The following is an 18,043-nucleotide window of genomic DNA, read 5'->3' as shown; positions in this document are numbered from 1 at the left end:
CGCAATGACGGATATCGCAATCGAATTCCAGGGGGTCGTGGCCGGCTACAAGGACTTCATGATTCTCAATGAACTGTCCTTCCAGGCCCGCAAGGCCGCCATCACGCTGTTGCTCGGCCCCAATGGGGCGGGCAAGTCCACGGTGCTCAAGACCCTGTTCGGCCTGCTCAAGGTGCGCCAGGGCAAGGTGCTGCTGCACGGACAAGACATCACCAATACCAGCGCGCGAGAGCTGCTGGCCCAGGGCATTGCGTTCGTGCCGCAGGGCCGCAACCTGTTTGGCCAGCTCACGGTCTACCAGAACCTGGAGCTGGGCGGAATCACGCTGGGGATGAAGACCACGCACGAGCGCATCCCCGAGGTGCTGGACCGTTTCCCGCGGCTGAAAGAGCGGCTGCACTCACAGGCATCGACCTTGTCGGGCGGTGAGCAAAAGCAGCTCGAGATCGGGCGCGCGCTGCTGCTGCGCCCCAGTGTGCTGTTGATTGACGAGCCGTCCATCGGTCTGTCGCCGCAGATCGTGGCGGGTGTGTTCGAGCTGCTGCGCCAGCTCGTCTCGCAAGGGATGACGGTGCTGATGGTCGAGCAGAACGTCAACAGCGCGCTCAAGGTCTCGGACGATGCCATCGCGCTGTCCTCGGGCACCTGCGTGCTGCACAAGCCCGCCGCCGAACTGCTGCTTGATCCCAATATCGAGCGGCTGTTCCTCGGCGCCGGCCTGCCGGACGAGGAGCCCTCGGACGCCGTGTGACCGTGGCGGGCGCCCTCAGGCCAGCATATAGCGCAGGACCAGCTCGATGACGTTGTGCCGGCGCTGTGCGTAGGCTGCGGGCGCCATCACGTCCCGCTTGAAGATCAGCGAGAACGTATGCTGGTTCGAGACGTGAAAGAAGCACAGCGCGCTGATCGAGGCGTGGAGGTCGATCGGGTCCAGGCCGGGGCGAAACAGGCCTTGTTCGCAGCCCCGGGCATAGATCTCGCGGATGCCGTTGATCGCCGGGATGTTCAGGTCCTTGATCGAGGCGGATTGCGCGAGGTAGCGCCCGTGGTGCATGTTTTCGTTCATCACCAGGCGCACGAAATCGGGATTGTGGGACTGGTAGTCGAAGGTGAAACCCACCAGCGTGCGCACGGCCTCGTCGGGTGGCAGGCTCTCGAGGCGCAGGGTGCCCTCGATGTGGCGGATATTGCGATAGGACTCCTCGAGGGCCGCCAGGTACAGGCCCTGCTTGCCCTTGAAGTAGTAGTAGATCATCCGCTTGCTGGCCGAGGTCTGCGCCGCGATCTCGTCGATGCGCGCACCCGCGAGGCCTTTCTTCGCGAACTCGCGGATGGCCACCTCGAGGATATTGCGGCGGGTGGCCGCCGGGTCGTTGCTGCGACTGCGGGTGGTCTTTTTTGGGGTCATGTCGTCAGGCGGGGGAAGGTTGTAGGCGCGCCGCGGGCGTGGTCCCGAACAAAGCCATGCAGGCGTGGCGCAACCAGCGGTTGCCGGGGTCCTGGTGGAATCGGGTGTGCCAATGCTGTTTCACGGTGAACGGCGGGATGGGGAATGGACAGGGGTGCAGGCGCAGCGTGCCCCGGCTGGCCAGGGTTTCGCCTGTCTGGCGCGGGACGGTAACGAGCAGATCACTGGTCTCGAGCACCGCCGACAGTCCCAGGAAACCGGGCAATTCCAGCACGACGGGCCGCGTGACCCGCGCGTGCCGCAGGGCGTTCTCGAGCAGATGATGGCCAGTGCCGGACACGATTTCGATGTGGCCTTCGCGCCGATACGCCGAGAGGGTCAGGCGCGCGCCGATGCGGGGATGATCGGCCCGGGCGAGGCAGACCCAGTCCTGGGTGAACAGCGTCTGTTGGTAAAAGCCCGCGCCCAGCTCGGGGATCAGGCCCAGGGCCAGATCCACCGCGCCCGACTGCAGACGTTCGGCCAGCGTGACGTCGATGATCCCGGCCCTGAAGCCGATCGAGGGCGCGGACTGGCGCAAGTGGCCCAGGAGCTGCGGCAGCAGGTTCACGTGGCTGGCGTCGGTCATGGCCACGCAGAACCGCCGGTCCGAGTGCGCGGGGTCGAAGGCGGGCGCCGCGCCGCCGATCTGGCGCAAGGCGTCCAGGGCGTCACGCACCATGCCGATCAGGGCCTGGGCGCGCGGCGTGGGCTGCATGCCCTTGGAGGTGCGCACGAACAGCGGGTCGCCGAGTTGCTCGCGCAATTGGGCGAGCCAGATGCTGACGGTGGGCTGGCTCAGGCCGAGCTGCTCGGCCGCGCCGGTCACGCTGCCTTCGGTGTAGAGCACATCGAACAGGCGCAGCAGCTTGGTTTCGGGCAAGGCTTCCATGTCGAGGGTGGGCGGCAGGTATTTAAATACCCAATGGATGACATTTGGATTATTGCATTTAATTTAGATTACCGCCCGCCTAGAATAAAGAGGCCACGAGGTAATCGATGACGGGGGACGTGGGATGAAGATTTGTATTTTGGGTGCGGGCGCCCTCGGGTGCGCCATCGGCGCCGGCCTGGCCGAGGGCGGTGCCGAGGTGACCTTGGTCAATCGCAATGCGGCGCACGTCGATGCCATCAATGCCGAGGGGCTGCGCTTGCGCGACCATGACGGCGAACGCCGGGTGCGCATCCGGGCTGCGACCACGGCCGCACAGATCGGGCCCGTGGATCTGGTCATTCTGTTGGTCAAGTCGTTCCATACGCACGAGGCCATGGATCAGGCCGGGCCGCTGCTGGCGCCCCACACGCTGGTGCTGTCCCTCCAGAACGGCCTGGGTCACGAGGACATCCTGGCCGAATACGTGGGCCGCGACCGCGTGCTGGCGGGCAAGACCTACGTTGGCGGGACCCTGCTCGGGCCGGGGCACATCATCTACGGTGTGCGTGGCAAGGAAACCGTGATCGGCGAACTCGACGGGCGCGTCACCGAGCGGGTGCGCGCGATCGCGCGCGAGTTCGAGCGCGCCGGGATGCTGGTCGAGGTCAGCGACAACATCATGGGCACAATCTGGGACAAGCTGCTGATCAATGTGGCCACCGGCGCGGTCACGGCGATCTCGCGCATGCCCTACGGCCCCCTGTATGAGTGCGCGCCCCTCGAGGCCGTCGGCGTGGCGGCGGTGCGCGAGGCGATGGAGATCGCCCACGCCGGCGGGGTGCGTTTGTCCATCAGCGATCCGCTCGAGGCGTGGCGCAAGGCCGGCGCCGGCCTGCCGGCGGATTTCCGCACCTCGATGCTGCAGAGCCTGGACAAGGGTAGTGTCACCGAGATCGACTTCGTCAACGGCGCCGTTGTCGAGCGCGGTGCGCAGCTCGGCATCGCCACGCCGGTCAACAGCACCCTGGTCGCCTGCGTCAAGGGTATCGAGGGCATGCTGGGGCAGGCGGCCGCGCCGCGCACCGCGCTCGATCACGTCGCCGTCAGGGTGGGGGACATCGATTGGAACATTCGCTTTTTCGAGGCGGTCCTGGGCATGGCGGTGCGTCAGGTGGACGGCCCGCCCGAGGCGCCGCGCCAGGTCTGGCTCGAGGGCGGCATCCAGCTCATCGCCGCGCCTGAGGTGGTCGCCGAGGTTGCGTCGGCGCAGCCCTGGATCGCCCATGTCGCGATTCGCGTGCGAGGGCTGGAAGCCGCATTGGCGCGCGCCGCGGACTGGTCCGTGACCGCTCTGCCGCAGGGGCCGCACTGGCTGCGCACCCCCGATGGGATTGCGCTTGAATTGTTTGATTGCTAAGGGGATCGAATCCATGCAGGAACTATATTTTGATGAGGTCGTGGTCGGCTCGAAAGGAGCCTCGCCCACGCTGGTTGTGACCGCGGACCATATCGACAAGTATGCCGATGTCTCGGGCGACCATACGCCGCTGCACACCGATGAGGCCTATGCGCGCACCACGCACTTCGGCACCCGCGTGGCGCACGGGCTGCTGGGCCTGGCCCTGACCGACGGGCTCAAGACGCAGGCGGATTTGCGCTTCGTGCCGGGCATGTCGCTGGGCTGGACCTGGGACTTCTTGGCGCCGATCTATATCAATGACACGGTCCAGGTCACGTTTCACGTAGAAAGCGCGCGTCTGTCGCGCAGCCGGCCCGGCTGGGGCATTCTGGTGCTGCCATCCGAGCTCGCCAACCAGCGCGGCGAGATCCTGCAGCGCGGCGAGCACCGGCTCATGATTCCCTGCCGCCCCGACTCCACGCACTGAAGAGAGACACCACATGACGACGCAAGCACGCCCCCTGGAGGGCATTCGGGTCATCGACTACAGCCATTTCCTGGCCGGCCCCTATTTGTCCCGCTGCCTGGCCGCCATGGGCGCCGAGGTGATCAAGATCGAGCGCCCCACCGAGGGCGACGCCGGCCGGCATCATCCCTATTTCATTGAAGGCCAGAGCGGTTATTTCCTGCAGCAGAACATGGGCAAGAAGGGCCTGTGCGTAAACCTCAAGGACCCGCGTGGCCGGGACATGCTGGAAAAGCTCGTGGCCACCGCCGACGTCTTTGTCGAGAACTACCGCCCCGGCGCGCTGGCCAAGCTCGGCCTGGGCTATGAGGCGCTCTCGGCCCTGAACCCGGGTCTGGTGTATTGCTCGGTTTCGGCCTACGGCCACACCGGGCCCGAATCCCACCGGGCCGGTTTCGGCCTGATCGCCGAGGCCAAGAGCGGCATTATGGCCATGGTCGGCTCGCCGGGCGAGGCCCCCCCCCTGCTGCGCATCGCGCTGGGCGATATGTACACCGGCATCCACGGCGTGGCGGCCATCAACGCCGCGCTGCTCGGACGGGTCAAGTCCGGCCGGGGCCAGCACATCGATCTTTCGCTGTATGACTGTCTGGTGTCCATGCACGAGTACGCGGGACAGTGCTACACACTCTCGGGCGGCAAGATCGTCCCGCAGCAGACCGGGCACGACCTGCCGGATTCGACGCTCTACGGTGTGTTCACGGCGCGCGACGGCTATCTGGTCATCGCCGCGCAGGTCGACGCGGCCTGGAAGCGCCTGGCGCTGCTGGTGGGGGGTGAGGCCTTCGCCGCCGACACCCGTTTCCATACGGCGGCCGGCCGCAACGCGAATCGCCTGGATGCACTGCCCGTCGTGCGCGCCTGGACCGAGGTGCGCACGGTCGCCGAGTGCCTCGAAGCGCTGGACACCATCGACGTGCCCTGCGCCAAGGTCCAGACCATCGAGGACGTCGTGAACGATCCCCAGATCCAGGCGCGCGGCATGGTGCTGCGCCAGCATCACCCTGTGCTGGGTGATATCGAATTGCTCAACACGCCGTTCCGGTTCTCGGGCTGCGACACCACCATCCGCGAGGCGGCGCCGCTCATGGGGCAGCACAATCGGCAGATCGCCGAGGAGCTCGGTTTTGGAGCCTCCGAGATCGACGCCATGATGCGTGACGGGGTGCTGTACCAAGAGGCCGCGGTCGCCGACTTGAAGGCCTGAGGCCGCTGCGACTTGGGCGGCACAAAAAACGAGGGGCGCCGTGAGGCGCCCCTTTGGCGTTCCCGGCGGCGGCCGGGTGGCGTCTGGATCAGGCCTTTTTAGCCTTGACGGCCGACACCGCCGCACGCAGCGCCAGCAGGTAGCTGTCCACGCCGAAGCCGCAGATCTGGCCCAGCGCGATTTCCGCGAAAACGGACTTGTGGCGGAATTCTTCGCGGGCATGGATGTTGGACATGTGCAGCTCGACGATGGGCACCGTCAGGATCGCCAGGGCATCGCGCAGGCCGTAGCTGTAGTGGGTCCAGGCGCCGGCGTTGATCAGGACCGCATCCACGCCATCCGCATAGGCCTGGTGGATGCGCTCGCACATCGCGCCTTCGCAGTTGGTCTGATAGCTGTCGATTTCGGCGCCGAGCTCCGTGGCCAGAGTGGCCAGCTGCGCGTCGATCTGCTCGAGCGTGATGGTCCCGTATTGCTTGGGATCGCGCTTGCCGAACATATTGTGGTTGATGCCGTGCAGCATGAGAATCTTCATGTCGGGTGCTTCCTGTGGATTTTTCGGGGTCTGGAGGGTGCTTGCGCCGCGATGCGGCCGTGCGCTTGCGATGGCCCCGTTTTCGAGCCCATCGCATCATCATTCTATTACTAGTCGGTGTGCGCGGCGCCGGGGCGCCGGCGCAGCACCTCAGTGACGTGGGCGCCCATGCGGCGCGCATCGGCCGGCAGGCCCCCTGTGTAGAGCTCGAAGGCCCGGGCGGCCTGGTGCACCACCATCCCGACGCCGTCTATCGTGTGGCAGCCTTTTTGCCGTGCGGCGTGCAGCAGCTCGGTCTCGAGCGGGAAGTAGATGATTTCCGCGAACCAGTGGCGCGGCTCCAGCAGCTCGGGCGGCAGGGGCGTGCCAGGATGCTTGCGCATGCCCACCGGCGTGGCATTGACCAGGCCGGTGGCCTCGCGCATGGCCTTGGCGAGGTCTCCGCCGGCATGCACTTGTGCCTGCGGGAAACGTGCCTGCAGGGTGCGCGCGAGGGCGTCGGCACGCCCGGGCGCCTGGTCGAATACGGTCAGGCCGCGCGCGCCCAGGCGCAGGGTGGCGTCGGCCACCGCCACCCCGGCGCCGCCGGCGCCAAGCTGGACGACGCGGCCCAGCTCGCGCCCGTCAAGGTGCTCGCGCAGGTTTTTCGAGAATCCGTAGTGGTCGGTGTTGTGGCCGATGCGTCGGCCGCCGCGCAGCACCACGGTATTGACGGCGCCGATCGCGCGCGCCTCGTCCGAGAGCTCGTGCAGGTGGGGCATGATCGCCTGCTTGCACGGATGGGTGATGTTCAGGCCGCTGAAACCGAAGCGCTCGGCCGCGGTCAGCAGTTCGGGCAGGTCGGCGGGCGTCAGGTTCAGTTCGTCCAGGTCGATCCGCTGGTACATGCAGAGGATGCCGTGTTGGGCCGCCTCGTGCTCGTACAGGGTCGGGCTGAGTGATTCGCCGATGCCTTCGCCGATCAGGCCAAGCAGTAGTGCGGGGGTTTCATGTTGGGGGCGCATGGGCTTACCTTGGATTGCCTATGTACTATTTCGTACATCCGGGCACTATATGGGGTGGCGTCAAGCAGTGTCAAATGGAATCCGCTAGAGAATTTCCCGGGCTTGAAATATTCTGTTTGACAGAATATGATTCTATTGGAAAGAACTGAATGCGGACCATCGATACCTCGCCCATGATACAGAAACTCAAAATCGCCATATTGGGCGCGGGCCTCATCGGCCGCCAGCACATCCTGCGCATCCAGGCCAGTGCCTCCTGCGTCCTGTCCGCCGTGGTCGACCCCATGCCCGCAGCCCGCGTGCTGGCGGCTGAAATCGGCGTCCCCTATTTCGAAAACCTGGCCCAGCTCTTTGCCGCGGGCCGTCCCGACGGGGTGGTCATCGGCACGCCCAACGCCCTGCATGTCGAGCAGGCGCTGGAATGCCTCGCGGCCGGCGTGCCGGCGCTCATCGAAAAACCGGTGGCCCACACCCTCGCGGAAGGCGAGCGCCTGGTCCGCGCGGTGGGCGCTGCCGACGTGCCGTTCCTGGTCGGTCACCACCGGGCCCACAGCCCGATCATGGCGCTGGCGCGCGACGCCGTGCGCAGCGGTCGCCTGGGTCGCCTGGTCGCCGTGACCGGCAGCGCCATGTTCTGCAAGCCCGACGACTATTTCGTCGAGGCGCCTTGGCGCAAACAGCCGGGCGGTGGCCCCATTCTGATCAATATGATCCACGAGATCGACAATCTGCGCGCCCTGTGCGGCGAGATCGTCGAGGTCCAAGCCACGGTCTCGAACGCCACCCGGGGCTTCGAGGTCGAGGATACGGCGGCGCTTTGCCTGCGTTTCGACAGCGGCGTCCTCGGGACGTTCCTGGTTTCGGATACCGTGGCCTCGCCGCGCAGCTGGGAGCAGACCTCCCAGGAAAATAAGGCCTACGACACCTATCCTGACGAGGACTGCTACATCCTGGCGGGTACCGTGGGCTCGCTCGCGGTGCCTACCATGCGCCTGCGGACTTACGCCAGCGCCGCGGACCGCTCTTGGTGGAAACCCTTCGAGACCCACGTGCTCGACTTGCACCGTGAGGATCCTCTGGCGCTGCAGATCGAGCACTTCGCCGCCGTGATCCGCGGCGAGGCCCAGCCCCTGGTGAGCGTGCGCGACGGGGTACAGAACCTGCGCGTGGTCGAGGCCATCGGCCAAGCGGCCCGCGAAGGCCGCCGCGTATCCGTGCCGTTGCCGGCCTGAGGCTGGCGGCCCTTTTTGATTCAGACAAGGTGTAGAACGTCATGTCCCTGCCCCAATACGACCATTTCATCAACGGCGCCTACGCGCCGCCCGCCTCCGGCGACTATTTCGACACCGAGAATCCCTACACAGGCGCGGCCTGGGCACGCATTGCCCGGGGCAATGCCGCCGACGTGGATGCCGCCGTCGCGGCCGCCAAGGCCGCCTTCGAAGGCCCGTGGGGCAAACTCACCGCCAGCCGGCGGGGTCAGTTGCTGCGCCGCCTGGCCGACCTCGTGATCGAGAACGCCCCGCGCCTGGCCGAGATCGAACAGCGCGACAACGGCAAGCTTTCTTCCGAGGTCGTGGCGCAGGTGCGCTATATGGGCGAGTACTTCCACTACTATGCCGGCCTGGCCGACAAGGTGGAAAGCAAAGTCATTCCCAGCGACAAGCCCGGGGTATTCACGTTTACGCGCTACGAGGCCAAGGGCGTCGTGGCCATCATCACGCCCTGGAACTCGCCGCTGACGCTCACGAGCTGGAAGCTCGCGCCGGCCCTGGCGGCCGGGTGCGTGGCGGTGGTCAAGCCCTCCGAGTTCACCTCGGCCTCGATGCTGGAGTTCGCCGCCCTGTTCGAGCAGGCGGGCTTCCCGCCGGGCGTGGTCAATGTGGTGACCGGATTCGGCCCCGAGGTCGGCGAGCCCCTGGTGTCGCATCCCGACGTGGCGCACATCGGGTTCACCGGCGGCGAGCTCGCCGGCAAGCGCATCTACGAGGCGGCGGCGCGCAACCTCAAGACCGTCACCCTCGAGCTGGGCGGCAAGTCGCCCAACATCATTTTCGACGATGCGGATCTGGACCAAGCCGTCAAGGGCGTGGTGTCGGGAATTTTCGCCGCTTCCGGTCAAAGCTGCCAGGCGGGGTCGCGCGTGCTGGTCCAGGAAAACATACATGACGAGCTGGTCCGCCGCCTGGTCGAGTTCGTGAGCACGGCCAAGCTCGGCGATCCGACGCTGCCCGACACCCAGATCGGGCCGATCGCGACACGGCCGCAGTTCGAAAAAATCCTCGGCTACATCCAGATTGCCCGTGACGAGGGCGCCCGGTGCGTGTTGGGCGGCAAGGCCCGCAGCGACCTGGGGGCGGGACAGTTCATCGAGCCCACGATCTTTACCGGCGTCGACAACCGCATGCGCATCGCCCAGGAGGAGGTCTTCGGCCCGGTGCTGTGCATCATCCCCTTCAAGGACGAGGATGACGCCATCCGCATTGGCAACGATATCCTCTACGGTCTGGCAGGGGCGGTCTGGACGCGCAGCCTGCACCGTGCGCTGACCGTGACCGAGCGCCTCAAGGCCGGCACGGTCTGGGTCAACAATTATCGCGCCACCAGCGTGACGACGCCCTTTGGCGGCTACAAGCGCTCGGGCATTGGCCGCGAGTCGGGGTCCGATGCCATCCACGAATATCTGGACACCAAGAGCGTCTGGATCTCGACGGATCTGGACGTGCCCAATCCCTTCATCCGGCGCTAAGGCGCCAGCGCCTGCCGGGCCGCTCAGACGGCTCGCAGGCGGTTCAGCGGCAGGCGCCGGCGCAAGACCTGGGTATTGACCCAGGTCACCGAGCGCGCACCCAGGCGGGCCACGGCGTGGGCCGGCAATTGCCGGTAGTCCTCGTTGAACACCAGCAGGCTGTAGTCGCCCGCGTATCCCATCCAGTCCACGTGCCGCACAAAGGCGGCGACCGCATCGTGCAGGACCCCGTCGCCGGGGAACACCCGCATGTGGTCGGCGCTGTGCTCACTGCGCTCTTGAAAGACCGGCACGCTGAAATCGGCGAGCTGGACCAGCGAGATCTTTTCCGGCGGGATGTCGTTGAGGGCATCCAGGGCCTGGCCCCCGGCGATGAAATGAAAGGCGTCCAGCACCAGGCCGAGGTTGGCGTGGTCGACACGGTACACCAGGTCCCAGGCGCTGCGGGTGTCCGAGATGCCGCGGCCCCAGGGGATGGCCTTGAAGCCCACGCGCACTCCCGTCGGGACGGCCAGGTTGGCAAGCTTGCGCAGGTCGGTCTCGGCGCGCCCCGGGTCGTGCTGATGCCCCACCGCCGCCGAGGCGCAGACCAGCAGCAGAGGCGCGCCCACGTCGACGCAGACATCCAGCAGCGCCTTGACGATGTCCAGCTTGTACTCGTGCGCCGGGCCGCTCATGCCTTCGTAGTTGCGCATCAACTGCAGGCCGGTGACCTGCAGCTTGCTGTCGCGCACTAGCTTGACCGCCGCCTCGTAGCCGCGCGGGTGGTTGGCGAGGTCGCGGGCCCACAGCATCACCTGTGAAAACCCCGCGGCTTCGGCCGCCGCCAGGCGTTCCTCGAGAGGGCCGGCCATGCAGGCCAGGTCGATGCCGAAGCTCTCGCGGTTCAAGATATGCCCTCCCGGGGGCCGTCGTCCGGCGCCTCGTGATGCACGAACTCGAAATTCACGTCATAGGACATGGCCGCCGTGATGGCGCCGTGGCTGTCCGGGCGGATGAAGGCATTGTCCTGAAAGGGCACGCCGCGCGCCTTGAGGGCGCGCACCGCTTGCGGGATGTCGGGGGCGCCGAACGCCAGCCGGGCGAACTGCTCGTACCATTCGGTGTCATACAGCGCGTCGCCCACTGGCTCGACGAGCTGCAGGTAGAAGCGCGCGCAGGGGCTCTCCAGAATGGTGCCGTGCGGCAGGATGCCGAAATGCGTGTCGGGCGGCAGCGCCTGGAAACCCAGGAGCTGGGCGTAGAAATCGATCCACTCGGCGCTGCGGTCCGGATTGATGTACTGCACCAGGCCGAATATGTGCAGGTCCGGCACGGCGGGCTCGACCTCGCGCTCCTCGGTCAGGTAGTCGAAATCCACGTCGTAGATCGAAAAGGGACGGCTGCTGTCCACCAGGTAGATGATCGAGTCCCCCACGCCGTGGATGCCGGGGATGTTGAGCTCCATCGCGCCCGCCCGCGTCGGGATCGGCCAGGCCCCCCATTGCATGCAGCGCTCGTAGGCCCGGTTGGCGTCGGCCACGCGGATGGCCACCGCGCTGATCTGGTTGTCCTCGTCGGGGGTGGCGAGGGCTGCCAGGGCGACCGGATCCGCATTGATGATGAGATTGATCGGGCCCTGACGGTACAGGAACACCTCGCGCGAGCGGTGGCGGCCGATCAGGCGGAAGCCCAGTTGCGCCAGGACGGCACCCATCTCGTCGGGGTGGCGTGACAGGTATTCGATGAACTCGATGCCCCGCATGCCCAGAGGATTGGCCTCGACGGCCGAGTCGGTGGCGTTGTTCATTGGGTCGGTCCATCAGCGCCGGGCCAGCGGCCGCCCAGGGTCTCGCTGAGCGTGGCGGCGTGCTGCTTGAGGATGGGGATGATCTGCATCACCTTATCGTCGCTGAAACGGTATTTCGGGCCCGAGACCGAGATGACGCCGGCCAGCTCCTGTCCGATCGAGAACACCGGGCAGGCCACCGCGCCGATCTCGGGATCGCGCTCGCCCACCGAGACCTCGTAGAGGGCCCGCCGGATGGTGTCGTACTTTGCGCCCGCCTCGCCGCTGAAGGCCAGCATCACGTGGCCCGATGCCCCGACGCGCAAGGGTAGCGAGTCGCCCTCGTGCACCGAGTCGCGCACCGAGCGCGGCGCGTCGACGCGGTGCAGGCAGACGCGCGCATCCTTTTCCCGCACGAAGAACGAGGCGCCCTCCTGCAGCTCGTTGACGAGCTTGCGCAGGACCGGCACCACCAGATCGGCGCTGCGGAAGTGCTTTTGATACAGCGATCCCAGATAGAGGGGCTTGGGCCCGAGGCGATAGGTCCCGTCCTCGAGCCGCCGCAGGTAGCCGAACTTTTCGAGGGATTCCGCCAGCCTCAGCGTGGTGCTCTTGTAGAATCCTGACCGCTTGGAAATATCGGTGAGCGTCAGGCTACCGCCGCCATCGATGAATACATCCAGTATGGTCAGCGCGCGGTCCACCGCGGCAACGCCTTCACGAGTCATGTCCAGGCTCCAACGCAGTGTCTGCGAAAAATTAGGTTAGGAATATCATAACCGAATCGTGTTCTATTTTCCGGGTCTGATCTGCGGGTTTCGTAGGGAATTCGCTAGGGTGCCCCCTTGTCCGGAGGCCTCTTTTCGGCTCACGGACGGTCTCGGAACCGCGCATCCGCCAACCCGTATAATCCTGATCAATCTGATATCCGAGGGAAAGTCTGCCATGACTGAGGGTAATGTGTCGCTGAAAGAACTCACCCTCCGGGGCACCCTCCTGGGTGCCCTCATTACCCTGGTCTTTACGGCTTCCAACGTCTATCTGGGCCTGAAGGTCGGCCTCACGTTCGCCTCGTCCATACCCGCCGCGGTCATTTCCATGGCGGTGTTGCGCGCGTTCAAGGGCGCCAATATCCTGGAAAACAACATCGTCCAGACCCAGGCCTCGGCCGCTGGCACGCTGTCGGCTATCATTTTCATGCTGCCGGCGCTGCTGATGATGGGATATTGGAGCGGCTTTCCCCTCATGCAGACCGCCCTAGTGTGCGCATGCGGCGGCATATTGGGCGTGGTCTTCACCGTGCCGCTGCGCCGCGCGCTGATCGTCAACAGCGATCTGCCCTATCCCGAGGGTGTGGCCGCGGCCGAGATTTTGCGCGTCGGCCACGAAGACCAGGACTCGGCCCGGGGCAAAGGACAGGGTTTGCGCGAAATCATGCTGGGCGGCGCCATGGCCGGTGCCTTCAGTCTGCTGGCCGGCGGCTTCAGGCTGGCGGCCGACAGTGCCAGCTATTGGCTGACCGCCGGCCGCGCGGTGTTCCAGATTCCCATGGGGTTTTCCTTTGCCCTCGTCGGGGCGGGCTACCTAGTGGGCATCACCGCCGGGATCGCGATGTTGCTCGGCGCTGCCCTGGCCTGGTGGGTGGCGGTGCCCTGGCTCACGAGTCTGTCTGCCGCGCCAGCCGGAGTATCCGTCGCCTCCTACGCCTCCACCGTCTGGGCGTCCGAGGTGCGCCTCATCGGCGCCGGCATGATTGCCTGCGCGGCGGTCTGGACGCTGATCACCTTGATCAAGCCCATGGCCGAGGGGATGCGCATATCGTTCCGGGCGATCCGGGGCGGGCCGGACACTGGCGCCCGCGCGCGCACCGATGTCGACCTGGGCCCGCGAGCCCTGCTCGGGACGACGCTGCTGGTGGTTGCCCTCCTGGTGGCCACCTTTCATTCGTTCGTCGGCGATTCCGGCCTGCCCGCCGGCCAGGCGTGGGCGTTGGTGGTCGTGGCCACGGCGCTGGCCGTGGTGATGGGGTTTCTGGTTGCGGCCGCTTGCGGCTACATGGCCGGCCTGGTCGGGTCTTCGGCCAGCCCGATTTCGGGGATCGCCGTCATTTCCATTCTGGTCGTGTCGGTTGCGCTGATCGGCCTGGGGCAGACCCAGGGTTTGCTGGATGATCCCCGGCTTGTCCGATTTTTGACGGCGCTGGCGATTTTCTGTTCGTCGGTGGTCGTGGCCGTCGCGGCTATTTCCAATGACAACCTGCAGGACCTGAAAACGGGCTGGCTGGTCCATGCGACGCCCTGGAAGCAGCAGGCGGCCCTGATGATCGGTTGCGTCGTCGGCGCGGTGACCATTCCGCCGGTCCTCGAGTTGCTCTACAACGCCTACGGCTTTATCGGCAGCCTGCCGCGTGCCGACATGGATGCGGCGCAAGCCCTGGCCGCGCCACAGGCCACGCTGATGATCACCATCGCCCAGGGCCTGTTCGCGCATACCCTGGACTGGAGCTACATTCTGATCGGCGTGGGTGGCGGCATCGTCGCTATCATCCTGGATGTCCTGCTGGTTCGATATACCCGGCTGAGGCTGCCGCCATTGGCCGTCGCCATGGGCATGTATCTACCTCCCAGCATCATCACCGCCCTGTGCGTCGGCGCCGTGATCTCGTGGCTGGCTGAACGGCGTATTCGGCGCGAGGCCGCGGATGCGCATATCGATCCCGAGGCGAGGCTGAAACAAGCCGAGCGCCGGGGCACGCTGCTGGCCTCAGGCCTGATCGTGGGCGAGAGCCTGATGGGTGTTGTCCTGGCGTTGCTGATCGTGGCCTCGGTGGGGGCGGGCGGCAGCGAGGCGCCGCTGGCTTTGGCCGGTCCCGGGTTCGAGACTGCGGCCAAGCTGATCGGGCTGGCCGGCTTTGTCGCCATGTGCGTGGTTTTCCTGCGGCGCGTGCTGGCCGCCGCGCGGCACGCCTAAACTGGGCTGTCCAGGCAGCCTTGCTTGCGTGCGCGGGGCGTACGTGATAACATTCCTGGCTTACCAAATTCCCGGGGTTTCGCATGGCGGCGCCCCGACTGGTAGACCGGGGGCGATGGATGTCGTCCCAGTGCAAGACCCGCTCTTTACGTCATTCGTTTCAGGCGGATTTTGTGCAAATCGCCTGAAAGGCCGCCCCGGAGTCCAACCGGGGATGCCCGGGGGCCCGGATATCGACGTAAAACGTACGCAAGTACAAAGGATGCGTAAAGGTCATGCCTACCATTAGCCAATTGCTGCGCAAGCCGCGCGAAGTCAGCCGCGAGAGCAGCAAGAGCCCGGCGCTCGAGAACTGCCCGCAGCGTCGCGGCGTCTGCACCCGTGTCTACACCACCACCCCGAAAAAGCCGAACTCGGCCCTGCGCAAGGTCGCCAAGGTGCGCCTGACCAACGGCTACGAGGTCATCTCGTACATCGGCGGCGAGGGCCACAACCTCCAGGAGCACTCGGTGGTTCTGGTGCGTGGCGGTCGTGTCAAGGACTTGCCGGGCGTGCGCTACCACATCGTGCGCGGCTCCCTGGACCTCCAGGGTGTCAAGGACCGCAAGCAGGCCCGTTCCAAGTACGGCGCCAAGCGTCCCAAGAAGTAATCCGCCCCCACACCGTTCCGGATTTGCTGTATCCGGCCGCTCGTCGGCCGTCATCGTGCAGCCGCGGCATGGCGCCGCGGCATGTAAGTGGTCCCTCGGAATGGGGGGCCGTGGCCGCCTCAGGCGGCTCAACTGAAACGTCACAAGGAAGTCGAAATGCCTCGTCGCCGCGAAGTACCCAAACGTGAAATCCTCCCCGATCCCAAGTTCGGCAGCGTCGAACTGGCCAAGTTCATGAACGTCGTCATGCTCTCGGGCAAGAAGGCGGTCGCCGAGCGCATCGTCTACGGCGCCCTGGACCAGATCCAGACCAAGACCGGCAAGGAGCCCATCGAGGTCTTCAACCTGGCCATCAGCAACATCAAGCCGGTCGTCGAGGTCAAGAGCCGTCGCGTCGGTGGCGCCAACTACCAGGTGCCGGTCGAGGTGCGTCCCGTGCGCCGCCTGGCCCTGGCCATGCGCTGGCTGCGCGAGGCCGCGAAAAAGCGCGGCGAGAAATCCATGGACATGCGCCTGGCCGGCGAGCTGATGGATGCCGCCGAAGGCCGCGGCGGCGCCATGAAGAAGCGCGAGGACACCCATAAGATGGCCGAGGCGAACAAGGCCTTCAGCCACTTCCGCTGGTAACCCACCAGTCGGTCAATCACTAGGACACACATCATGGCCCGCAAAACTCCCATTGAGCGCTATCGCAACATTGGTATCTCTGCGCACATCGACGCAGGCAAGACGACCACCACCGAGCGCATCCTGTTCTACACCGGCGTCAATCACAAGATTGGCGAAACCCATGAAGGCTCGGCCACCATGGACTGGATGGAGCAGGAACAGGAACGCGGCATCACCATCACTTCGGCCGCGACCACCGCGTTCTGGAGCGGGATGGAGCACCAGTACCAGGAACATCGCATCAACATCATCGACACCCCGGGGCACGTCGACTTCACCATCGAGGTCGAACGTTCCATGCGTGTGCTCGACGGTGCCTGCATGGTGTACTGCGCCGTGGGCGGTGTGCAGCCTCAGTCCGAGACCGTGTGGCGTCAAGCCAACAAGTACGGCGTTCCCCGCCTGGCCTTCGTCAACAAGATGGACCGCACCGGCGCGAACTTCTTCAAGGTCTATGAGCAGCTCCAACTGCGTCTGAAGGCCAATCCCGTGCCCATCGTCATCCCCATCGGCGCCGAGGACAACTTCCGTGGCGTCATCGACCTGACCAAGATGCGCGGCATCATCTGGGACGAGGCCTCTCAGGGCACCAAGTTCGAGTACATCGACATTCCCGCCGACATGGTCGAGCTGGCCAACGAGTGGCATGAAAAGCTGATGGAAGCGGCTGCCGAGGCCAACGAGGAACTGATGAACAAGTACCTCGAGAGCGGCGTGCTGACCGAGCAGGAAATCGATCTCGGCATCCGCCTGCGCACGATCGCATGCGAAATCCAGCCCATGCTGTGCGGCACCGCCTTCAAGAACAAGGGCGTGCAGCGCATGCTGGACGCCGTCATCGATTACCTGCCCTCCCCGGTGGACATCCCCGCGGTGCGCGGCACTGATGATGCGGGCAACGAGATCGTCCGCAAGGCCGACGACAAGGAAAAGCTGTCCGCGCTGGCGTTCAAGCTCATGACCGACCCGTTTGTCGGTCAACTGACCTTCATCCGCGTGTATTCGGGCGTGCTGCGTTCCGGTGATACGGTTTACAACCCGATCAAGGGCAAGAAAGAGCGCATCGGCCGCATTCTGCAGATGCACGCCAACAATCGCGCCGAGATCAAGGAGGTCGTGGCGGGCGATATCGCGGCCGTCGTGGGCCTGAAGGAAGTCACCACGGGCGAAACCCTGTGCGACGTGGGCGATCACGTTCTGCTCGAGCGCATGGAGTTCCCCGAGCCCGTGATCTCGCAGGCCGTCGAGCCCAAGTCCAAGGCCGATCAGGAAAAGATGGGTATCGCCCTGGCGCGACTGGCCGCCGAGGATCCGTCCTTCCGCGTGCGCAGCGACGAGGAATCCGGCCAGACCATCATTTCCGGGATGGGCGAGCTGCACCTCGAGGTCCTGGTCGATCGCATGCGCCGCGAATTCGGCGTCGAGGCCAATGTCGGCAAGCCTCAAGTGGCCTACCGCGAGACGATCCGCAAGACCTGCGACGAGATCGAAGGCAAGTTCGTCAAGCAGTCCGGTGGCCGTGGCCAGTATGGTCACGTCGTGCTCAAGCTCGAGCCCCTCGAGGCCGGCGGTGGCTACGAGTTCGTCGACGCCATCAAGGGTGGCGTGGTGCCGCGCGAGTTCATCCCGGCGGTGGACAAGGGCATCCAGGAAACCCTGCCCGCGGGCGTGGTGGCCGGCTATCCGGTGGTCGACGTCAAGGTGACGCTGTTCTTCGGTTCCTACCATGATGTGGACTCGAACGAAAACGCCTTCCGCATGGCCGCCTCGATGGCCTTCAAGGATGGCATGCGCAAGGCCAATCCGGTCCTCCTCGAGCCCATGATGGCCGTCGAGGTTGAGACCCCCGAAGACTATGCCGGCACGGTGATGGGCGATCTGTCCTCGCGTCGCGGCATGGTCCAGGGCATGGACGACATCCCGGGCGGTGGCAAGATCATCAAGGCCGAGGTGCCCTTGGCCGAGATGTTCGGCTATTCCACCAGCCTGCGCTCGCAGACCCAGGGTCGCGCGACGTACACGATGGAATTCAAGCATTACTCCGAGGCGCCGCGCAACGTCGCCGACGAGGTCATCGCGGCTCGCAGCAAGTAAACGCATCGTCCGGTCGGGCAGGGCCCGGCCGGATCACCCAACTCATTCATTTCCTAGGAAATCACGGGATCTATCATGGCAAAAGGCAAGTTTGAACGGACCAAACCGCACGTTAACGTAGGGACGATTGGCCACGTGGACCACGGCAAGA

17 protein-coding genes and 2 pseudogenes are annotated in these 18,043 nt (G+C 65.6%); 12 read left to right on the top strand and 7 right to left on the bottom strand.

Annotation, left to right across the window (positions count from 1 at the left end; translation table 11 throughout):
• Positions 1-4 precede the first annotated feature (4 nt).
• The gene (locus ABS761_RS15695) at positions 5-751 is read left to right on the top strand and encodes an ABC transporter ATP-binding protein (RefSeq protein ID WP_350409293.1); all 747 of its coding nucleotides are present in this window, start codon (positions 5-7) and stop codon (positions 749-751) included.
• Positions 752-766: 15 nt separating this feature from the next.
• On the opposite strand, the gene ABS761_RS15690 is transcribed toward ABS761_RS15695, so the two are convergent.
• Positions 767-1,408, bottom strand: coding sequence for a TetR family transcriptional regulator (locus ABS761_RS15690; protein ID WP_350409292.1), 642 nt, complete (start codon positions 1,406-1,408; stop codon positions 767-769).
• Between the two features lie 4 nt (positions 1,409-1,412).
• On the bottom strand, positions 1,413-2,339 hold the full coding sequence (locus ABS761_RS15685) for a LysR family transcriptional regulator (protein ID WP_350409291.1): 927 nt from the start codon (positions 2,337-2,339) through the stop codon (positions 1,413-1,415).
• A gap of 124 nt (positions 2,340-2,463) precedes the next feature.
• Here ABS761_RS15685 and ABS761_RS15680 point away from each other — a divergent pair.
• The 4 genes and pseudogenes from ABS761_RS15680 to ABS761_RS15665 form a co-directional block, all read left to right on the top strand.
• Positions 2,464-3,372 (top strand): annotated as a pseudogene (locus ABS761_RS15680) (ketopantoate reductase family protein); the annotation flags it as partial.
• Between the two features lie 3 nt (positions 3,373-3,375).
• Positions 3,376-3,738, top strand: a complete 363-nt coding sequence (locus ABS761_RS15675) for a VOC family protein (protein WP_350409316.1) — start codon at positions 3,376-3,378, stop codon at positions 3,736-3,738.
• A 13-nt stretch (positions 3,739-3,751) separates the two neighbouring features.
• Positions 3,752-4,207, top strand: coding sequence for a MaoC family dehydratase (locus tag ABS761_RS15670; protein WP_350409290.1), 456 nt, complete (start codon positions 3,752-3,754; stop codon positions 4,205-4,207).
• 13 nt (positions 4,208-4,220) lie between these two features.
• A complete protein-coding gene (locus tag ABS761_RS15665) occupies positions 4,221-5,453 on the top strand; it encodes a CaiB/BaiF CoA transferase family protein (RefSeq protein ID WP_350409289.1) in 1,233 nt (410 codons plus the stop codon).
• An 88-nt stretch (positions 5,454-5,541) separates the two neighbouring features.
• On the opposite strand, the gene aroQ is transcribed toward ABS761_RS15665, so the two are convergent.
• Both aroQ and ABS761_RS15655 read right to left on the bottom strand, forming a co-directional pair.
• Positions 5,542-5,988 carry a type II 3-dehydroquinate dehydratase gene (gene aroQ / locus ABS761_RS15660; protein WP_350409288.1) on the bottom strand — a complete coding sequence of 149 codons (447 nt, stop codon included), beginning with the start codon at positions 5,986-5,988 and terminating at the stop codon, positions 5,542-5,544.
• Positions 5,989-6,098: 110 nt separating this feature from the next.
• Entirely contained in the window at positions 6,099-6,992 is an 894-nt protein-coding gene (locus tag ABS761_RS15655) for a shikimate dehydrogenase (protein ID WP_350409287.1), read from the bottom strand.
• Between the two features lie 149 nt (positions 6,993-7,141).
• On the opposite strand from ABS761_RS15655, the gene ABS761_RS15650 reads away from it, so the two are divergent.
• Both ABS761_RS15650 and ABS761_RS15645 read left to right on the top strand, forming a co-directional pair.
• On the top strand, positions 7,142-8,224 hold the full coding sequence (locus ABS761_RS15650) for a Gfo/Idh/MocA family protein (protein ID WP_350409286.1): 1,083 nt from the start codon (positions 7,142-7,144) through the stop codon (positions 8,222-8,224).
• A 41-nt stretch (positions 8,225-8,265) separates the two neighbouring features.
• On the top strand, positions 8,266-9,741 hold the full coding sequence (locus tag ABS761_RS15645; protein ID WP_350409285.1) for an aldehyde dehydrogenase: 1,476 nt from the start codon (positions 8,266-8,268) through the stop codon (positions 9,739-9,741).
• Positions 9,742-9,764: 23 nt separating this feature from the next.
• Here the strand turns inward: ABS761_RS15645 and ABS761_RS15640 are convergent, their stop codons facing one another.
• The 3 genes from ABS761_RS15640 to ABS761_RS15630 are packed head-to-tail and all read right to left on the bottom strand — an operon-like array spanning position 9,765 to position 12,237.
• The gene (locus ABS761_RS15640) at positions 9,765-10,631 is read right to left on the bottom strand and encodes a sugar phosphate isomerase/epimerase family protein (RefSeq protein ID WP_350409284.1); all 867 of its coding nucleotides are present in this window, start codon (positions 10,629-10,631) and stop codon (positions 9,765-9,767) included.
• Entirely contained in the window at positions 10,628-11,530 is a 903-nt protein-coding gene (locus tag ABS761_RS15635; protein ID WP_350409283.1) for a 4-hydroxyphenylpyruvate dioxygenase, read from the bottom strand. The genes ABS761_RS15640 and ABS761_RS15635 overlap by 4 nt, the downstream gene beginning before the upstream one ends.
• A complete protein-coding gene (locus ABS761_RS15630; RefSeq protein ID WP_350409282.1) occupies positions 11,527-12,237 on the bottom strand; it encodes an IclR family transcriptional regulator in 711 nt (236 codons plus the stop codon). Before ABS761_RS15630 ends, ABS761_RS15635 begins: the two co-directional genes overlap by 4 nt.
• Before the next feature lie 217 nt (positions 12,238-12,454).
• On the opposite strand from ABS761_RS15630, the gene ABS761_RS15625 reads away from it, so the two are divergent.
• The 5 genes and pseudogenes from ABS761_RS15625 to ABS761_RS15605 form a co-directional block, all read left to right on the top strand.
• Positions 12,455-14,479, top strand: coding sequence for an OPT family oligopeptide transporter (locus tag ABS761_RS15625; RefSeq protein ID WP_350409280.1), 2,025 nt, complete (start codon positions 12,455-12,457; stop codon positions 14,477-14,479).
• 275 nt (positions 14,480-14,754) lie between these two features.
• A complete protein-coding gene (rpsL, locus tag ABS761_RS15620) occupies positions 14,755-15,129 on the top strand; it encodes a 30S ribosomal protein S12 (protein WP_269500206.1) in 375 nt (124 codons plus the stop codon).
• Positions 15,130-15,285: 156 nt separating this feature from the next.
• Positions 15,286-15,756 (top strand): 30S ribosomal protein S7, encoded by a 471-nt coding sequence (gene rpsG, locus ABS761_RS15615; RefSeq protein ID WP_350409279.1) that lies wholly within the window; start codon positions 15,286-15,288, stop codon positions 15,754-15,756.
• 33 nt (positions 15,757-15,789) lie between these two features.
• Positions 15,790-17,892, top strand: coding sequence for an elongation factor G (fusA, locus tag ABS761_RS15610; protein ID WP_350409278.1), 2,103 nt, complete (start codon positions 15,790-15,792; stop codon positions 17,890-17,892).
• Between the two features lie 75 nt (positions 17,893-17,967).
• A pseudogene (locus ABS761_RS15605) lies at positions 17,968-18,043 on the top strand (GTP-binding protein); the annotation flags it as partial.

Source organism: Castellaniella sp. GW247-6E4 (assembly GCF_040276065.1).
Classification (GTDB): Bacteria; Pseudomonadota; Gammaproteobacteria; order Burkholderiales; family Burkholderiaceae_B; genus Castellaniella.
The sequence above is the reverse complement of the archived record's forward strand: the minus strand, read 5'-3'. Positions and strand labels throughout refer to the sequence as shown.